Genomic DNA, 16,809 nt, shown 5'->3' with positions numbered 1-16,809 from the left:
CCCGCCATGACGGACAGCCCCATCATCAAGCTCACCGCGGCCGAGATCGCCGCGAGGATCGCCTCCGGCGAGCTGACGGCCGTCGAGGTCACCGAGGCCCACCTGGCCCGCATCGAGGCCGTCGACGAGAAGGTGCACGCCTTCCTGCACGTCGACCGCGAGGGCGCCCTCGCCCAGGCCCGCGCCGTGGACGAGAAGCGCGCCCGCGGGGAGCAGCTCGGCCCGCTGGCCGGCGTCCCCCTCGCGCTCAAGGACATCTTCACCACCGAGGGCGTCCCCACGACCGTCGGCTCGAAGATCCTCGAAGGCTGGCTCCCGCCCTACGACGCGACGGTCACCAAGAAGCTCAAGGCCGCCGACGTCGTCATCCTCGGCAAGACCAACATGGACGAGTTCGCCATGGGGTCCTCGACGGAGAACAGCGCGTACGGGCCGACCGGCAACCCCTGGGACCTCACCAAGATCCCCGGCGGTTCCGGCGGCGGCTCCTCCGCCGCGCTCGCCGCCTTCCAGGCGCCGCTGGCCATCGGCACCGACACCGGCGGTTCCATCCGCCAGCCCGCGGCCGTCACCGGCACGGTCGGCGTCAAGCCCACCTACGGCGGCGTCTCCCGCTACGGCATGGTGGCGTTCTCCTCCTCCCTCGACCAGGGCGGCCCCTGCGCCCGTACGGTCCTGGACGCGGCCCTGCTGCACGAGGTGATCGCCGGGCACGACCCGATGGACTCCACGTCGATCGACGCGCCCGTCCCGCAGGTCGTCGAGGCCGCCCGCAACGGCAGCGTCGAGGGCATGCGGGTCGGCGTCGTCAAACAGTTCCGCGGCGAGGGCTACCAGGCCGGCGTCATCCAGCGGTTCGACGAGTCCGTCGAGCTGCTGAAGGAGCTGGGCGCCGAGATCGTCGAGCTGGACTGCCCGTCCTTCGACCTCGCCCTGTCGGCGTACTACCTGATCGCCCCGTCCGAGTGCTCCTCCAACCTCGCCCGCTTCGACGGCCTGCGCTACGGCGCCCGCGTCGGCGACGACGGCACGCACTCCGCCGAGGAGGTCACCTCCCTGACCCGCGAGGCCGGCTTCGGCCCCGAGGTCAAGCGCCGCATCATGCTCGGCACGTACGCGCTGTCCAGCGGGTACTACGACGCGTACTACGGCTCCGCGCAGAAGGTCCGTACGCTCATCACCCGCGACTTCGAGAAGGCCTTCGAGCAGGTCGACGTGATCGTCTCCCCGACGACCCCGACCACCGCCTTCGCGATCGGCGAGCGCGCCGACGACCCGATGGCGATGTACCTCGCCGACCTGTGCACCATCCCCACCAACCTGGCGGGCAACGCGGCCATGTCGCTGCCCTGCGGCCTCGCGCCCGAGGACAACCTGCCGGTGGGTCTGCAGATCATCGCCCCCGCCATGCAGGACGACCGGCTGTACAAGGTCGGCGCCGCCGTCGAGGCCGCCTTCGTGGAAAGGTGGGGCCACCCGCTGATCGAGGAGGCACCGTCGCTGTGAGCAAGCTGTCGAAGGCCAAGGGCTTCAAGAAGTCCAAGAACGGCCTGTACCTGTCCATGGCCACCACCGCGTTCGGCGCGTTCAGCGTCGCCAAGCAGGCGAAGCTCGCCCGCACCGAGAGCGACACGCTCCGCCTGGTCGACGCCGCCGTGTCCGCCGCCGCCATCGTCACCGGCCTCGCCATCCTCTACCGCGAGCTGAAGCGGCTGGGCGACGACGACGTCCTGCTGGGCTGAGAGGGAAGTTTCACCGTGACCACCACGACCGACCTGGTGTCGTACGAGGACGCACTCGCGTCGTACGACCCCGTCATGGGCCTCGAGGTCCATGTCGAACTCGGCACCAAGACCAAGATGTTCTGCGGCTGTTCGACCGCGCTCGGCGCCGACCCGAACACCCAGACCTGCCCGGTCTGCCTCGGCATGCCCGGCGCGCTCCCGGTCGTCAACGCGACCGGCGTCGAGTCCGCCATCAAGATCGGCCTCGCGCTGAACTGCTCGATCGCCGAATGGTGCCGCTTCGCCCGGAAGAACTACTTCTATCCGGACATGCCGAAGAACTTCCAGACCTCCCAGTACGACGAGCCGATCGCCTTCGACGGCTACCTCGACGTACAGCTGGAGGACGGCGAGACCTTCCGCGTCCAGATCGAGCGCGCCCACATGGAGGAGGACACCGGCAAGTCGACCCACGTCGGTGGCGCGACGGGCCGTATCCACGGCGCCTCGCACTCCCTGCTCGACTACAACCGCGCCGGCATCCCGCTCATCGAGATCGTCACCAAGCCGATCGAGGGCGCGGGGGAGCGCGCACCCGAGGTCGCGCGGGCGTACGTGCGTGAGCTGCGCGAGGTCATCAAGGCGCTCGGCGTGTCGGAAGCCCGCATGGAGATGGGGCAGATGCGCTGCGACGTGAACCTGTCGCTGCGCCCGCACGGCACCGAGAAGTTCGGCACCCGCTCGGAGACGAAGAACGTCAACTCGCTGCGGTCCGTGGAGCGCGCGGCCCGCTTCGAGATCCAGCGGCACGCGGCGGTCCTGAGCAGTGGCGGCACGATCATCCAGGAGACCCGCCACTTCCACGAGGACACCGGGTCCACGACCTCGGGCCGCGTGAAGGAGGAGGCCGAGGACTACCGGTACTTCCCGGAGCCCGACCTGGTGCCGGTCGCCCCCGCCCGCGAGTGGGTCGAGGAGATCCGCGCCCAGCTCCCCGAGCTGCCGCTGGTGCGCCGCAACCGGCTCCGCGAGGAGTGGGGTGTCTCGGCCACCGACATGCAGGCGATCCTCAACGCCGGCGCGCTGGACCCGATCGTCGCCACCATCGACGCCGGGGCCGACGCTGCCTCTGCCCGCAAGTGGTGGATGGGCGAGCTGGCCCGCAGCGCCAACGAGTCGCAGAAGCCGCTGGACGAGCTGGCCATCACGCCGCAGCAGGTGGCCCGCGTGACCGAGCTGGTCGCCCAGGGCGACCTGAACGACAAGCTGGCCCGCCAGGTCATCGAGGGCGTCCTCGCCGGCGAGGGCACGCCGGACGAGGTCGTCGACAAGCGCGGTCTGAAGGTCGTATCGGACGAGGGCGCGCTGTCGGCCGCCGTGGACGAGGCGATCGCCGGCAACGCCGGCATCGTCGCCAAGATCCAGTCCGGCAAGGTGGCCGCGGCCGGCGCGCTGGTCGGCGCCGTCATGAAGGCGACGCGCGGCCAGGCGGACGCGGCCCGGGTCAAGGAACTGATCCTCCAGAAGCTGGGGGTCGAGGAGGGCTGATCCGCTCCTCGTTGTGAGCCCCGGGGGCGCGTCGGACACGACGCGCCCCCAGTTCTGTGACTAACCCCACGAACCGCGCCAAGGATCATTTCTCCCTGTAAGAGTGTCATCGCCTCACTCATGCGTTCTTTGCGGGCAGTTCGGTCGATGGACGGCTGTTCCTGAATCAAAGATCCACCATCAGACATTCCGGGAGCAGGTCCGTGGCAGCACTAGCACGCTGGTGTGTCCGACGCCGCCTCGCCGCCGTCCTGCTGTGGCTGCTCGCCTTCGCCGGCGTCGCCGCCGCCGCGGTCGTCACCGGCCCCTCGTACTCCAACGACTACGACGTGCCCGGCACCGAGTCGAGCCGCGCCGCCGGACTCCTCGCCGCCGGGTTCCCCGGAGCCGGCGGCGACAGCGTCACCGTGGTCTGGCACACCGAGTCCGGCACCGTCCGGTCCGCCGCCGTCGAACAGACCATGACCGGCACGCTGGACGACATCGCCGCCCTGCCCGGCGTGGCCGCCGTCACCGGTCCCTACGACGACCAGGGCACGGGCAGGATCAGCGAGGACGGCCACACGGCCTACGCCACCGTCGCCTTCGAGGAGCGGGCCGAGGACATCGCCGAGGCCGACACCCGGGCCGTCGCCGACACCGCCCGGGCCGCCGCGACCGACGGGCTCCAGGTCGAACTGGGCGGCAGCGCCGTCGCGGTGACCGAGGCGCCCGGCGGACACCTCGCCGAGGCCGTCGGCGTGGCCGTCGCCGCCCTCGTCCTGTTCCTCGCCTTCGGCTCCCTCGCCGCCGCGCTGCTGCCCATCGCCACCGCGCTGGTCTCCGTCGGCACCGCCTACGCCGGCATCACCCTCCTCGGCCACGTGATGACCGTCGCCGACTTCGCGCCGATGCTGGGCCTGCTGATCGGGCTCGGCGTCGGCATCGACTACGCGCTGTTCCTCGTCACCCGGCACCGGCGCGGCCTCAAACGCGGCCTGAGCCCGGCGGAGGCGGCCGTGAACGCCGTACGGACCACCGGCCGCGCGGTCGTCTTCGCCGGCGCCACCGTCTGCATAGCCCTGCTCGGCATGCTGGTCCTGCGGCTGGGCTTCCTCAACGGGGTCGCCGTCGCCGCCGCGCTGACCGTGGTCCTCACCGTCGCCGCCTCCGTCACCCTGCTGCCCGCCCTGCTCTGCTTCCTCGGCCCCCGCGCCCTCAGCCGCCGCGAGCGCCGCCGGCTGGCCGAGCACGGTCCCGAGCCCGAGCTGCCCACCGGGTTCGCGGCCCGCTGGTCGGCCTTCGTCGAACGCCACCCCAAGGCCCTCGGCGCCGCCGCCCTCCTCGTCGTCACCGTCCTCGCCCTGCCCACCCTGGGCCTGCGCCTGGGCACCTCCGACCAGGGCAACGACCCGAAGGGCACCACCACCCGCGCCGCCTACGACCTGCTCGCCGAAGGGTTCGGCCCCGGCGTCAACGGCCCCCTCACCCTGGTCACCGAGGTCGGCGGCGCCGAGGACCGGCTCGCCCTGGACAACCTCGACGCCACCCTGCGGGCCACCGACGGCGTCGCCTCGGTGACCCCGGTGACCTTCGACTCCGGCGGCGACACCGCGTACCTCACCGTCGTCCCCGACTCGGCCCCGCAGTCGCCGCGCACCAGCGCCCTCGTGGACCGGCTGCGCACCGAGGTGCTGCCGCGCGCCGAGCGGGGCACCGCCCTCGACGTCCACGTCGGCGGGGTGACGGCCGGGTACGACGACTTCGCCGACGTCATCGTCGGCAAACTCCCCGTCTTCGTCGGCGTCGTCGTGGGCCTGGGCTGTCTGCTGCTCCTGCTGGCCTTCCGCTCCGTCGGCATCCCGCTGAAGGCCGCCGCGATGAACATCGCCGCCGTCGCCGGGTCCTTCGGCGTCGTCGTCGCCGTCTTCCAGTGGGGCTGGGGCAGCGAGGCGCTGGGCCTGGGGAGCGCGGGCCCGATCGAGCCCTTCCTCCCCGTCATCATGGTCTCGGTCCTCTTCGGACTCTCCATGGACTACCAGGTCTTCCTGGTCAGCCGGATGTACGAGGAGTGGCTGGAGACCGGTGACAACCGGCGGGCGGTGCGGGTGGGACTCGCCGAGACCAGCCGGGTGATCAACTCCGCGGCAGTCATCATGATCTCCGTCTTCCTCGCCTTCGTCCTCACCGGCGACCGCGTCATCGCCATGTTCGGCATCGCGCTCGCCGCCGCCGTCGCCCTGGACGCCTTCGTCCTGCGCACCCTGCTGGTGCCCGCCCTGATGCACCTGCTGGGCCGCGCCAACTGGTGGCTGCCGGCGTGGCTGGCGGCCCGGCTGCCCCGGATCAGCATCGAACCGCCCGAGTGCCGTGCCGCCCATGAGAGGCTCACCGACGTAGTGAGCGCCATGGAACAGGAAACGCCGAAGGAGCGGGACCGGGATGTACGCGATATCGCTGGGTGACGACGGAGCCGAACTGCGTCCGCTGGAGCCCTGGCACGCCGAGGAGTTCCTCGCCCACCTCGACCGGGGCCGGGAGTTCATCACCCGGCACATCCCGTTCGGGACACAGGCCACCGACACCGCCTCCGCGCGGGCTCTGCTCACCGTGTACGCCGAGAAGCGCGCCGCCGACAGCGGCTTCCTGCACGGGCTGTGGCTGGACGGCAAGCTCGTCGGCGGACTGATGTTCCGAATTTTCGACGCCGCGACCGGCGTCTGTGAGATCGGCTGCTGGCTGGAACCGGCCGGCACCGGCAAGGGCCTCGTCACCCGCGGCGCCCGCGTCCTGATCGACTGGGCCTTCGACGAGCGCGGGATGCACCGCGTGGAATGGCACGCCTCCTCCGCCAACCTCCCCAGCGTCAACGCGGCCCGGCGGCTCGGCCTGACCCGCGAGGGCGTGCTCCGGGAGAGCAACCCGTACCGTGGGGTGCGCCAGGACATGGAGATATGGGCCGTGCTCGCGCCTCAGTGGCGTGCGGCACGCGCGCGTACCTCTCACAACGATCATTAAGGGACCTCTCAGAGAGCGTCCGTACGGTGCGAGACATGGGAACGAAGACAGTGGACGAGACCGGCGCCGCGACGAAGGCGGACGAGGACAGGACGGACGTCACCGACGCCCCGGAGGCCCAGGAGGAGTCGCAGGTCACGGAGGGGGAGACCGAAGCGGCCGAAGCGGCCGAGGCGGCTGAGGAGACCGAGCCGGCCGCCGAGAAGACCCCCGGTGTCGGGCAGGGCGCGGGGGCGGTCGTCTCCGCGGCGCTCGGCGTCGTGTCCCTGACGGGGAGCTGGACGGGCACCATCGCCAGCGCCAAGAAGAACCTCCTCGCCCAGCTCGAATCGTCCGCCTCTTCCTCGTCGAGCGTGCAGACCCTGCTGGAGCGGGGCTACGGCGACGCCTGGCACGCCACCGCTCTGTGGAGCGGCCTGTTCGCGCTGTTCGCGCTGCTCGTCGGCGTCGTGGTGCTGGTCCGGCCCGCGTTCGGCGCGCCCGGCCGGCCGCAGGCCCCGTGGATCAAGTCGGTCTCCTGGGCGGGCGTCGTCCTGGGCGTGATCGGCCTGCTCCTGGCCGTGCTCACGTACACCGGCATCCTGCTGGCCGTGCCGTCCGTGAGCTGACGCCGTACGGACCGTAGGGGCCCCGGGGCCCCGGGCGCACACGGAGCGCCGGACGTCCCGGGGCTCCGCGTGCGTCCGGGGCCGCTCCCGTACGGCGGGGGCGGGACGTACGCTGGGGAACACCGGCCGAGGAGGTCACGTGTTCAACGCTTTCGAGGAACTGTTCGCACCCGGCCGCAAGCACACCCGGGACGAGCAGAACAGGCTGGAGCTGACCCGGGAGGACGTCGGCGACGGCGACCCCGGGCACGGTCCGATAGACCTCACCTCCGGGAAGGTCGTCGTACGGCCCCCGAAGCCCCCGAAGCGGCCGGAGGCCGCATCCGCGGACGAGTGACCGGCGCCGTCTACCGCACCTCCAGCTCCAGGATCCGGTCGTCCTCCCGCTCCGGATCGCCCCGCCCGTCCGTGTTGCTGGTCACCAGCCACAGCTTGCCGTCGCCCGCCGCCACGACCGTGCGCAGCCGGCCGTACTCGCCCCGGAGGAAGGACTGCGGTTCGGCCGCCTCCTCGGTGCCGTCCAGGGGCACGCGCCACAGCCGCTCGCCCCGCAGCCCCGCCATCCACACCGACCCCCCGGCGTACGCGATGCCGCTCGGGGACGCCTCGTCGGTGCTCCACTGCGCCACCGGGTCACGGAACGCGTCGTCGTCCGACTCGCCCTCGGCCTCGGGCCAGCCGTAGTTGCCGCCCGGCGTGATCGCGTTCAGCTCGTCCCAGGTGTCCTGGCCGAACTCCGCGGCGAACAGGCGCCGCCCCGCGTCCCAGGCCAGTCCCTGGACGTTGCGGTGGCCGTAGGAGTACACGGGGGAGCCGGAGGAGGGGTTGCCCGGCGCCGGCTCGCCCTCGGGGGTCAGGCGCAGGATCTTCCCGCCGAGGGACTCCTCGTCCTGGGACAGACCGGTGTCGCCGCTCTCGCCCGTGCCCACGTACAGCAGCTTGTCCGGCCCGAAGGCGATCCGGCCGCCGTTGTGGACGAAACCCTTGGGGATGCCCCTGAACACCGTGTCCGGGGCGCCGAGCTGCTCGCCGGCCGGCTTGCCGGCGTCGTACAGCATCCGCACGATCCGGTTGTCCGAGGCGGACGTGTAGTAGGCGTAGACCGTGCGGTCGGCGGCGTAGTCGGGGGAGAGCGCGATGCCGAGCAGGCCGCCCTCCCCGGCCGGTGACACCCCGGGCACCCCGCCCAGTTCCGTCTTCTCACCGGTCTCGGTGTCGACCCGCGTGATCGTGCCCTCGTCCCGGGAGGAGACGAGCAGGTCGCCGTCGGGCAGCGGGGCCAGGCCCCAGGGGCTGTCCAGACCCGTGGCGACCGTACGGGTCACCTCGACCGAGCCCTTCGCGGGCGGCGCCTGCCCGGCGGTCGCGGCCGACGAGGGCGGCGCGGACGACGCCGTACGGCCGGGAGTGGCCCGCTCGTTCCAGCCGGCCGCGCCCTCACCGTCCCCGTCGCCGGAGGAGCAGCCGGCCGCCAGCAGCAGCACGGCGGTGGTCAGCGCGGCCGGTACGGCTCGACGTCGCACGATCACGGTCCCTTCGACGCGGTGGGTCCTCACAGTGACGAACCCCGCCCGTGCCCCACAGGTTCCCGCGCGGACCCTTCCGTACGCCCCGGTCCCTCACTCCCAGGAGCCCAGCGCCCCCGGCAGGGCGCCCACCTCCGCCAGGTCCCCGGGGGACAGCCGCAGCCCGGCCGCGGCGGCGTTCTCGGTCACCCAGCGCTCCTGTTTGGTGCCCGGCACCGGGATCACCTGCCCGCCCTGCGCCAGCACCCAGGCCAACGCCACCTGCGCGGGCGTCACCCCCTCGCCGTGCCGGGCGGCGACGCGGCGCAGGCCGGCCACGATCGGCTGGTTGGCGGCCATCATCTCCGCGGTGAAGCGGGGGTGCCGGGCCCGCAGATCGTCGGGTTCGAAGCCCTCGCCCGGCGTCAGCGTGCCGGTCAGGAAGCCGTTGCCCAGCGGCATCGCCGCCAGGAACCCGACCCCGCGCGCCGCGCACCACGGCAGCAGCGCCTCCAGCGCCTCCGGCGACCACACCGACAGCTCGGCCTCCACCGCGCTCACCGGGAACACCTGCTGCACCCGCTCCAGTTGCCGGATCGTTCCGTCGTGCAGCCGTGCCCCGGGCCGCCGTGCCGACCGGGCACCCACCGCGCACAGCCCCAGCGCCCGTACCTTCCCGGCCCGGACCAGTTCCGCCATCGCGCCCCAGGTCTCCTCCACCGGGACCTCGGGGTCGGCCCGGTGCAGCTGGTAGAGGTCGATCACGTCGGTCTGGAGGCGGCGCAGGGACGCGTCACAGGCCCGCCTCACGTACCCGGGGCGGCCGTTGGCCACGATGTGCTGGTCGCCGACGAGCAGACCGACCTTGGTCGACACGAAGGCGTCGGACCGCCGCTCCTTCAACACCCGCCCCAGCAGCAGCTCGTTGGTGAACGGGCCGTACATGTCGGCGGTGTCCAGCAGACAGGAGCCCAGGTCCAGCGCCCGGTGCACCGCCCTGATCGACTCGTCGCCGCGCTGCCGGGAGGTGCTGTACGCCCAGCTCATCGGCATGCACCCGAGACCGACGGCCCCCACCGCGAGTGCCGCCGCGCCGATCGTCCTGCGCTCCACGTGGTCGTGACCCTCCCTCTTGTGGCCACCCCAACCTAACCTCTGCCGGTCAAGGCCCCTGACATAGCCTCCTGGCATGACTGCTGACGTGTGGCTGCCCATCCCGCCGGACGAGATCGACGGGCTCCCCGAGGGACCCCGGTACCTGTTCTGGGACGGGGGTGACGACGGCGAGCGGGACTTCCCCGGCGACCCCGCGCACTGCGCGTTCTACGTCGTGCCGTACATGAAGCCGCATCCGGTACGGGTCCGGCCGCTGGAGCACCTGAGCCGCGTCCAGGTCGTCCAGACGCTGACCGCCGGCGTCGACGACGTCATGGGGCGGCTGTCGGTGATCAGGCCCGGCGTCCGGCTCTGCAACGCCCGCGGCGTGCACGAGGCCAGCACCGCCGAACTGGCCCTCACCCTGACCCTCGCCGCGCTGCGCGGCGTCCCCGACTTCGTCCGGGCCCAGGACAAGGGCGAGTGGCGCGGCGGTTTCCGGCCCGCGCTGGCCGACAAGAACGTGCTCGTCGTCGGCTACGGCGCGATCGGCGCGGCGATAGAGGACCGGCTCGTGCCCTTCGAGGTGGCGCGGGTGGCGCGCGTCGCGCGCTCCGCACGCACCACGGCGCGCGGCCCGGTGCACCCACTCGCCGAACTGCCCGCCCTGCTCCCGGAGGCGGACGTCGTCATCCTCTCCACGCCGCTCACCGAGGACACCCGGCACCTGGTGGACTCCGGGTTCCTGGCCCGGATGAAGGACGGCGCCCTGCTGGTCAACGTGGCCCGCGGGCCCGTGGTCGACACCGGGGCGCTCCTCGCCGAGCTGGCCACCGGCCGCCTCACCGCCGCCCTCGACGTCACCGACCCCGAGCCGCTGCCGCCCGGGCACCCGCTGTGGCAGGCGCCGGGCGTGCTGATCAGCCCGCACGTCGGCGGGCCCACCTCCGCCTTCCTGCCGCGCGCGAAGCGGCTGCTGACCGATCAGTTGACCCGTTTCGTGAACCAGGAGCCGCTGCGCAACGTGATCCTGACGACGGGAGATCCCGGCGCGTGACGCGCGGCACCGAGTGCTCCCGGCGCGTTTTTCGCGCCGTGCGGGCACGCACGGCGCGCGCGTGGTGACAACGGCGCAATCCGCTTCGGGCACCCTCCGCGTTCTTCCGGGAGCAGGGGGTACCCGCATATCCGCTGGTCGTCACGGAGCGTAGAGAACCTATGTCCCTGAGTGACGAGACTGGTGTATCGTCCCGACAGGGGTTGCGCCGCGCACCGTTCGGCGCCGGGGACGGACATGGAGACTGCGAGGGGGGCGACGGGCGATGCACGGCCTATGGACCAACGATCCGACGCGGCGGAGCCGCCGCCGACGGCCCTGGTGTACGGCGGCCCGCGAACGCGGTCGCCACGGCCACCACGGCGGTCGGCACGGTCATCACCACGAGCACAGTCATCACGAGCACAGTCATCACGACCACAGTCATCACCACGACCACGGTGACCATCAGCGTGGGCGCGGCGGCCAGGCCGGCCCGGCGCACCGGGACCCGACGGGCCCGGGCGCGGCGCGGATCGGGAGGCCCCGGTGATGTTGCCACCCCCTTCCGCCCCGACCCTGGACGGAGCGTCCCGGGCGCACTCCGTGCCGGCCCTGCGGCCCGCCCGGCCGTCGGCCGGCGACGGCGGGCCCGGGCTGGCCGGCCAACTGCTCCTCGCGGCGGTCTGTGCGGCCTACGCCATCGGCTCCGCGCTCAACTGGGGCTCCCACCGGCTCGCCCTGTTCATGGGCGACTTCGGCCTGGCCGCCGCGGCCGCCGCCGCGGCGGTCTCCTGCTTCCTCTACGCCCGCGCCCGCCACGTCCGCTTCCGGCCGGCCTGGCTGCTGTTCGCCCTCTCCTCGGCGATGGCCTGCGCGGGCAACGTGGTCTGGGGTTGGTACGAGGTCGTCCTGCGGCGGCCCGTGCCCGATCCCAGCTATGCGGACCTGTTCTTCCTGTGCTTCGCGCCGCCCGCCATCGTGGGCCTGCTGGTGTTCGCCAAACGGCCGGTGACCAAGGCCGGCTGGGTCTGCCTGGGCCTCGACGCCTGGCTGATCGGCGGCTCGCTGCTGACCCTGGCCTGGAGCCTGGCGCTCGCCCAGGCCGCCGAGGCGGACGGCTCCAGCGTGGCGCACACCGCGCTGTCGCTGGCGTACCCGCTGCTCGACATCGCCCTGGTCAGCATCGTGCTCGCGCTGCACTTCCGGCGCTCTCCGGTGTACCGGTCCGCGGTCAACACCGCGATCGGCGCGCTCGCCCTGACGGTGATGTGCGACGCCCTGTTCACCTCACCGCTGCTGCACAACGACTACCGCTCGGGCCAGCTGCTCGACGCGGGCTGGTTCGCGGGCTCGCTGCTGCTGGCGTACGCCCCCTGGGCCGCCCCGCGGCACGGACAGCAACGGACCGCCGACAGCTCCGACCGATTCGACCGCTCCGCCCGCTCGGACCGCGCGGGCGAACCCGTCGGGCGCACGCGCGTGGTGCACGAGCACGTGCCCGGCCAGCGCGTCACCGCCCACCGGCCGCCGGTCCCCGTCCCGGGCGGCGAGCACGGCCGCTACCCGGCCGCCCGGCCCATCGCCGGGTCGCTGGCCGCCCTCACCCCCTACCTCGCCGCCGCCGTCTGCACCCTGAGCATCCTCTACAACGTGCTCAACGGCCACAGCGTCGACCGCGTCGTCCTGCTCACCGGCGGCACGGTCGTCCTCGCCCTCGTGGTGCGCCAGGGCATCATGCTGCTCGACAACATCACCCTCACCCAGGAACTGGCCCAGAAGGAGAACCACTTCCGCTCCCTGGTGCAGGGCTCCAGCGACGTCATCATGATCGCCGCGCCCAATGGCATCCTGCGCTACGTCTCCCCGGCCGCGGCCGGGGTCTACGGACGTCCCGCGGAGGAACTCGTCGGCGGCGAACTGGCCGATCTCATCCACCCGGAGGACCTGGGCTGTGTGGTGCACGAGGTGCGCCGCTTCCTCGCCGCCGACCCGGTCGAGGAACCCACCACCCGCATCGAGTGCCGCTTCCGCTCGGGCGGAGCCGAGGGCGGGGGAGGCTGGCTCAACGTCGAATCCACCGTCAACCGGCACCACGGCGGACTGATCTTCAACAGCCGTGACGTCACCGAGCGCGTCCGCCTCCAGGCGCAGCTCCAGCACAACGCCGAGCACGACCCGCTCACCGACCTGCCCAACCGCGCCCTGTTCACCAAGCGCGTCCAGCAGGCCCTGTCCGGCCGCCGCGCCTCCGACCGGGGCGCCCACCTGCGCGGCACCGCGGTCCTCTTCATCGACCTCGACGGCTTCAAGGCCGTCAACGACACCATCGGGCACCAGGCCGGGGACGAGCTGCTCGTCCAGGCCGCCCGCAGACTCCACGAGGCGGTCCGCCAGGGCGACACCGCCTCCCGGCTGGGCGGCGACGAGTTCGCGGCCCTGATCATCGGGGACGGCACCCGGGACCGGGCCGCCCGCGAGGGACACATCCTGGAGCTCGCCGACCGCCTCAGGCTGACCCTCTCCCAGCCCTACCTCATCGACGGCAACGATGTCCGCGTCAACGCCTCCATCGGCGTCGCCTTCGCCGAGCCCGGCCTCGGCGCGGGCGAGCTGCTGCGCAACGCCGACCTGGCGATGTACCGCGCCAAGGCGGGCGGCAAGGGGCGCGTCGAGCTGTACCAGCCGCAGATGCAGCAGGACGTCGTACGCAAGGCCGAGCTGGCCGGCCGGCTGCGGGCGGCGCTGCACGACGGCGAGTTCGCGCTGCTGCACCAGCCGGTGGTGTCCCTGACGGACGGCCGGATCTCCTCGGTCCGCGCCCAGGCACGCTGGCGGTCCTCGCAGGGCGTCCTGTTCACCACCGCCGAGTTCCTCAGGGTGGCCGAGGCCGGTGACAAGACCGCCGAGCTGGACCGGTGGATGCTCCAGGAGGCCGTGGAACAGGCCGCCGAACGGGTGGCGGCCGGCGTCGGCGTGCCCGTGACCGTCCGGATCGCGGCGCGCCGCCTGCTGGACCGCTCGATGCCGGTCGGCTCGGTGGAGGCCCTGCTGACCCGGTACGGGCTGCCGCCGGGCTCCCTGGTGATCGAGCTGTCCGACCTCGACCCCCGGGTCCCCCTGGACGAGCTGGAGCGCCGGCTCAACGCCCTCGGGCGGGCGGGCGTACGCATCGCGCTGGACGGCTTCGGCAGCGGCCACGCGACCGTCACCGCCCTGCGCAGGCTCCCCGTGGACATCCTGAAGATCGACCGGACCATGGTCGAGGGGATCGTCGAGTCCGCCCGGCTGCACAAGATCACCAAGGGGCTGCTGCGCATCGCCACCGACCTCGGGCTGAAGACCGTGGCCGACGGGGTGGACCTGCCCGAGCAGGTCGTCGCCCTGCGCGCGATGGGCTGCACCCACGGACAGGGCATGGCGTTCTCCGGGCCGCTCGACGAGCACCGGCTGCGCCGGGCCCTCGCCACCGGCCGCTATCCGGTGCCGCACGGACCGGCCGAGCCGGCCTTCGCGGGCGGGGCGGTCGGCACTGCCGTCGGGACCGTCACCGGCGGTATCGCCACCGGCCTCACCAGCCAGGTTTCCGGAGCCGTGCCGGTCGTCCTCGGCGGCGGCACGGCACTGCGCTCACATAATGAGACCCCCGTCCCACCCACTTGACAGTGGGTGCGTGCCGGGGGGAGGGTCAGTCCCATGCGCACCCGAATTCTCGTACTTGGTCAGCGCGTCGGCTGAAGCTGGTGACGTCCGGACGACCCGGACTCCCAGCGACCCTCACCGGCGCGCTCCCCTCGCTTGCCTTTTGGCACGAGGGGTTTTTTGTTGCACAGGCACCTGCCGCACACCGTACAAACTTCACCAAAACACCCAGCGAAACCCTCAGCATCGAGAAGAGAATGCCGATGACCGAGCAGGCCACCGGGGCCCCTCACCCGCAGCCCCGGCCCCGATCCGGAGGACAGTCCGCGCCCGAGCACGTCACGGGCGCGCAGTCCCTCATCCGCTCTCTCGAGGAGGTCGGCGCCGACACGGTATTCGGCATTCCCGGTGGCTGCATCCTCCCGGCGTACGACCCGCTGATGGACTCCACCCGCGTCCGCCACGTCCTGGTCCGCCACGAGCAGGGCGCGGGCCACGCGGCCGAGGGCTACGCGCTGGCCACCGGCAAGGTCGGCGTCTGCATGGCGACCTCAGGACCCGGCGCCACCAACCTCGTCACGCCGATCGCCGACGCGCACATGGACTCGGTGCCGCTGGTCGCCATCACCGGCCAGGTCGTCTCCGACTCGATCGGCACGGACGCCTTCCAGGAGGCGGACATCGTCGGCATCACCATGCCGATCACCAAGCACAACTGGCTGGTCACCGACGCCGACGACATCCCGCGGGTCATCGCCGAGGCCTTCCACGTCGCCTCCACCGGCCGCCCCGGCCCGGTCCTGGTCGACATCGCCAAGGACGCCCTCCAGGCGAAGACCACGTTCTCCTGGCCGCCCGTGATGGACCTGCCGGGCTACCGCCCGGTCACCAAGCCGCACGCCAAGCAGATCCGCGAGGCCGCCAAGCTGATCACCGCCGCCAAGCGGCCCGTGCTCTACGTCGGCGGCGGCGTCCTCAAGGCCGGCGCCACCGCCGAGCTGAAGGTCCTCGCCGAGCTGACCGGCGCCCCCGTCACCACCACCCTGATGGCCTTGGGCGCCTTCCCCGACACCCACCCCCAGCACCTGGGGATGCCGGGCATGCACGGCTCCGTCGCCGCCGTCACCGGGCTCCAGAAGGCCGACCTGATCGTCGCCCTCGGTGCCCGCTTCGACGACCGCGTCACCGGCAAGCTGGACAGCTTCGCCCCGCACGCCAAGATCGTGCACGCCGACATCGACCCGGCCGAGATCGGCAAGAACCGCGAGGCCGACGTGCCGATCGTCGGCGACGCCCGCGAGGTCATCGCCGACCTGGTCCAGGCCGTGCAGAAGGAACACAGCGAGGGCCAGCGCGGCGACTACGCCGCCTGGTGGAAGGACCTCAACCGCTGGCGCGAGACCTACCCCCTCGGCTACGACCGGCCCGAGGACGGCTCGCTCTCCCCGCAGGCGGTCATCGAGCGCATCGGACAGCTCGCCCCCGAGGGCACGGTCTTCACCGCGGGCGTCGGCCAGCACCAGATGTGGGCCGCCCACTTCATCCAGTACGACAAGCCAGCCACCTGGCTGAACTCCGGCGGCGCCGGGACCATGGGGTACTCCGTCCCGGCCGCCATGGGCGCCAAGGCAGGCCTGCCCGACCGGACCGTCTGGGCGATCGACGGCGACGGCTGCTTCCAGATGACCAACCAGGAACTGACCACCTGCGCCCTGAACAACATCCCGATCAAGGTCGCCATCATCAACAACGGCGCCCTCGGCATGGTCCGCCAGTGGCAGACGCTGTTCTACAACCAGCGTTACTCCAACACGGTGCTGCACTCCGGCCCGGACGACGTCAACCCGGCGGCCCGCGGCACCCGCGTCCCCGACTTCGTCAAGCTGGCGGAGGCCATGGGCTGCTACGCCATCCGCTGCGAGGACCCCGCCGACCTCGACAAGGCCATCGAGGAGGCGAACTCGATCAACGACCGCCCGGTCGTCGTCGACTTCATCGTCCACGAGGACGCGATGGTCTGGCCGATGGTCGCCGCCGGCACCTCCAACGACACCATCATGGCCGCCCGGGACGTCCGCCCCGACTTCGGCGACAACGAAGACGACTGAGCGAGAGAGACCAAGAGACCATGTCCAAGCACACGCTCTCCGTCCTGGTGGAGAACACCCCCGGCATCCTCGCCCGGATCGCCGCCCTGTTCTCCCGCCGCGGCTTCAACATCGACTCGCTCGCCGTCGGCGTCACCGAACACCCCGACATCTCCCGCATCACCATCGTCGTGGGAGTGGAGGACCTGCCACTCGAACAGGTCACCAAGCAGCTCAACAAGCTGGTCAACGTGCTGAAGATCGTCGAACTGGAGCCGTCGCAGGCCGTCCAGCGCGAACTCGTCCTGGTGAAGGTGCGCGCCGACAACGAGACGCGCTCCCAGATCGTCGAGATCGTCCAGCTGTTCCGCGCCAAGACCGTCGACGTCTCCCCGGACGCCGTCACCATCGAGGCGACCGGCAGCGGCGAGAAGCTGTCCGCCATGCTCAGGATGCTGGAACCGTACGGCATCAAGGAGCTGGTGCAGTCCGGCACGATCGCCATCGGCCGCGGCGCCCGTTCGATCACGGACCGCTCGCTGCGCGCCCTCGACCGGTCGGCCTGAC

13 protein-coding genes are annotated in these 16,809 nt (G+C 72.2%); 11 read left to right on the top strand and 2 right to left on the bottom strand.

Annotated features, from left to right (window positions below):
* Window positions 1-6: 6 nt before the first annotated feature.
* The 7 genes from gatA (at window position 7) to ACIQR3_RS30975 (ending at window position 7,214) form a co-directional block, all read left to right on the top strand.
* Window positions 7-1,506, top strand: a complete 1,500-nt coding sequence (gene gatA / locus ACIQR3_RS31005; protein ID WP_403543946.1) for an Asp-tRNA(Asn)/Glu-tRNA(Gln) amidotransferase subunit GatA — start codon at window positions 7-9, stop codon at window positions 1,504-1,506.
* On the top strand, window positions 1,503-1,742 hold the full coding sequence (locus ACIQR3_RS31000) for a hypothetical protein (RefSeq protein WP_215166631.1): 240 nt from the start codon (window positions 1,503-1,505) through the stop codon (window positions 1,740-1,742). Before gatA ends, ACIQR3_RS31000 begins: the two co-directional genes overlap by 4 nt.
* A gap of 15 nt (window positions 1,743-1,757) precedes the next feature.
* A complete protein-coding gene (gene gatB / locus ACIQR3_RS30995; RefSeq protein WP_403543945.1) occupies window positions 1,758-3,272 on the top strand; it encodes an Asp-tRNA(Asn)/Glu-tRNA(Gln) amidotransferase subunit GatB in 1,515 nt (504 codons plus the stop codon).
* Between the two features lie 203 nt (window positions 3,273-3,475).
* Window positions 3,476-5,716, top strand: coding sequence for an MMPL family transporter (locus ACIQR3_RS30990; protein WP_403543944.1), 2,241 nt, complete (start codon window positions 3,476-3,478; stop codon window positions 5,714-5,716).
* Window positions 5,694-6,269: a GNAT family N-acetyltransferase gene (locus tag ACIQR3_RS30985; RefSeq protein WP_403543943.1), complete on the top strand. Its 576-nt coding sequence runs from the start codon at window positions 5,694-5,696 to the stop codon at window positions 6,267-6,269. Before ACIQR3_RS30990 ends, ACIQR3_RS30985 begins: the two co-directional genes overlap by 23 nt.
* Window positions 6,270-6,304: 35 nt before the next feature.
* Window positions 6,305-6,877 carry a hypothetical protein gene (locus ACIQR3_RS30980; RefSeq protein ID WP_403543942.1) on the top strand — a complete coding sequence of 191 codons (573 nt, stop codon included), beginning with the start codon at window positions 6,305-6,307 and terminating at the stop codon, window positions 6,875-6,877.
* A gap of 139 nt (window positions 6,878-7,016) precedes the next feature.
* Window positions 7,017-7,214: a DUF6191 domain-containing protein gene (locus tag ACIQR3_RS30975; RefSeq protein WP_403543941.1), complete on the top strand. Its 198-nt coding sequence runs from the start codon at window positions 7,017-7,019 to the stop codon at window positions 7,212-7,214.
* A gap of 10 nt (window positions 7,215-7,224) precedes the next feature.
* On the opposite strand, the gene ACIQR3_RS30970 is transcribed toward ACIQR3_RS30975, so the two are convergent.
* Complete coding sequence (locus tag ACIQR3_RS30970; protein ID WP_403543940.1) at window positions 7,225-8,400, bottom strand: PQQ-dependent sugar dehydrogenase; 1,176 nt, start codon at window positions 8,398-8,400, stop codon at window positions 7,225-7,227.
* Between the two features lie 96 nt (window positions 8,401-8,496).
* Window positions 8,497-9,495, bottom strand: a complete 999-nt coding sequence (locus ACIQR3_RS30965) for an aldo/keto reductase (protein ID WP_403543939.1) — start codon at window positions 9,493-9,495, stop codon at window positions 8,497-8,499.
* A gap of 76 nt (window positions 9,496-9,571) precedes the next feature.
* On the opposite strand from ACIQR3_RS30965, the gene ACIQR3_RS30960 reads away from it, so the two are divergent.
* From ACIQR3_RS30960 to ilvN, 4 genes are all read left to right on the top strand, one after another.
* A complete protein-coding gene (locus ACIQR3_RS30960; RefSeq protein WP_403543938.1) occupies window positions 9,572-10,534 on the top strand; it encodes a 2-hydroxyacid dehydrogenase in 963 nt (320 codons plus the stop codon).
* Window positions 10,535-11,065: 531 nt separating this feature from the next.
* Entirely contained in the window at window positions 11,066-14,176 is a 3,111-nt protein-coding gene (locus tag ACIQR3_RS30955) for an EAL domain-containing protein (RefSeq protein ID WP_403543937.1), read from the top strand.
* A gap of 242 nt (window positions 14,177-14,418) precedes the next feature.
* Window positions 14,419-16,263, top strand: a complete 1,845-nt coding sequence (locus tag ACIQR3_RS30950) for an acetolactate synthase large subunit (RefSeq protein ID WP_403543936.1) — start codon at window positions 14,419-14,421, stop codon at window positions 16,261-16,263.
* A gap of 20 nt (window positions 16,264-16,283) precedes the next feature.
* Window positions 16,284-16,808 carry an acetolactate synthase small subunit gene (ilvN, locus tag ACIQR3_RS30945; protein ID WP_215166642.1) on the top strand — a complete coding sequence of 175 codons (525 nt, stop codon included), beginning with the start codon at window positions 16,284-16,286 and terminating at the stop codon, window positions 16,806-16,808.
* Window position 16,809 lies beyond the last annotated feature (1 nt).

Origin of the sequence: Streptomyces sp. NPDC090994, assembly GCF_044768905.1 — a bacterium.
Taxonomy (GTDB): domain Bacteria; phylum Actinomycetota; class Actinomycetes; order Streptomycetales; family Streptomycetaceae; genus Streptomyces.
The sequence above is the reverse complement of the archived record's forward strand: the minus strand, read 5'-3'. Positions and strand labels throughout refer to the sequence as shown.

Bases quoted from the DNA above. Each gene is read 5' to 3' on its own strand.
- ACIQR3_RS30980 (WP_403543942.1), top strand. From the start codon at position 6,305: ATGGGAACGAAGACAGTGGACGAGACCGGCGCCGCGACGAAGGCGGAC.
- ACIQR3_RS30960 (WP_403543938.1), top strand. From the start codon at position 9,572: ATGACTGCTGACGTGTGGCTGCCCATCCCGCCGGACGAGATCGACGGG.
- ACIQR3_RS30985 (WP_403543943.1), top strand. From the start codon at position 5,694: ATGTACGCGATATCGCTGGGTGACGACGGAGCCGAACTGCGTCCGCTG.
- ilvN (WP_215166642.1), top strand. From the start codon at position 16,284: ATGTCCAAGCACACGCTCTCCGTCCTGGTGGAGAACACCCCCGGCATC.
- ACIQR3_RS30955 (WP_403543937.1), top strand. From the start codon at position 11,066: ATGTTGCCACCCCCTTCCGCCCCGACCCTGGACGGAGCGTCCCGGGCG.
- gatA (WP_403543946.1), top strand. From the start codon at position 7: ATGACGGACAGCCCCATCATCAAGCTCACCGCGGCCGAGATCGCCGCG.
- ACIQR3_RS30950 (WP_403543936.1), top strand. From the start codon at position 14,419: ATGACCGAGCAGGCCACCGGGGCCCCTCACCCGCAGCCCCGGCCCCGA.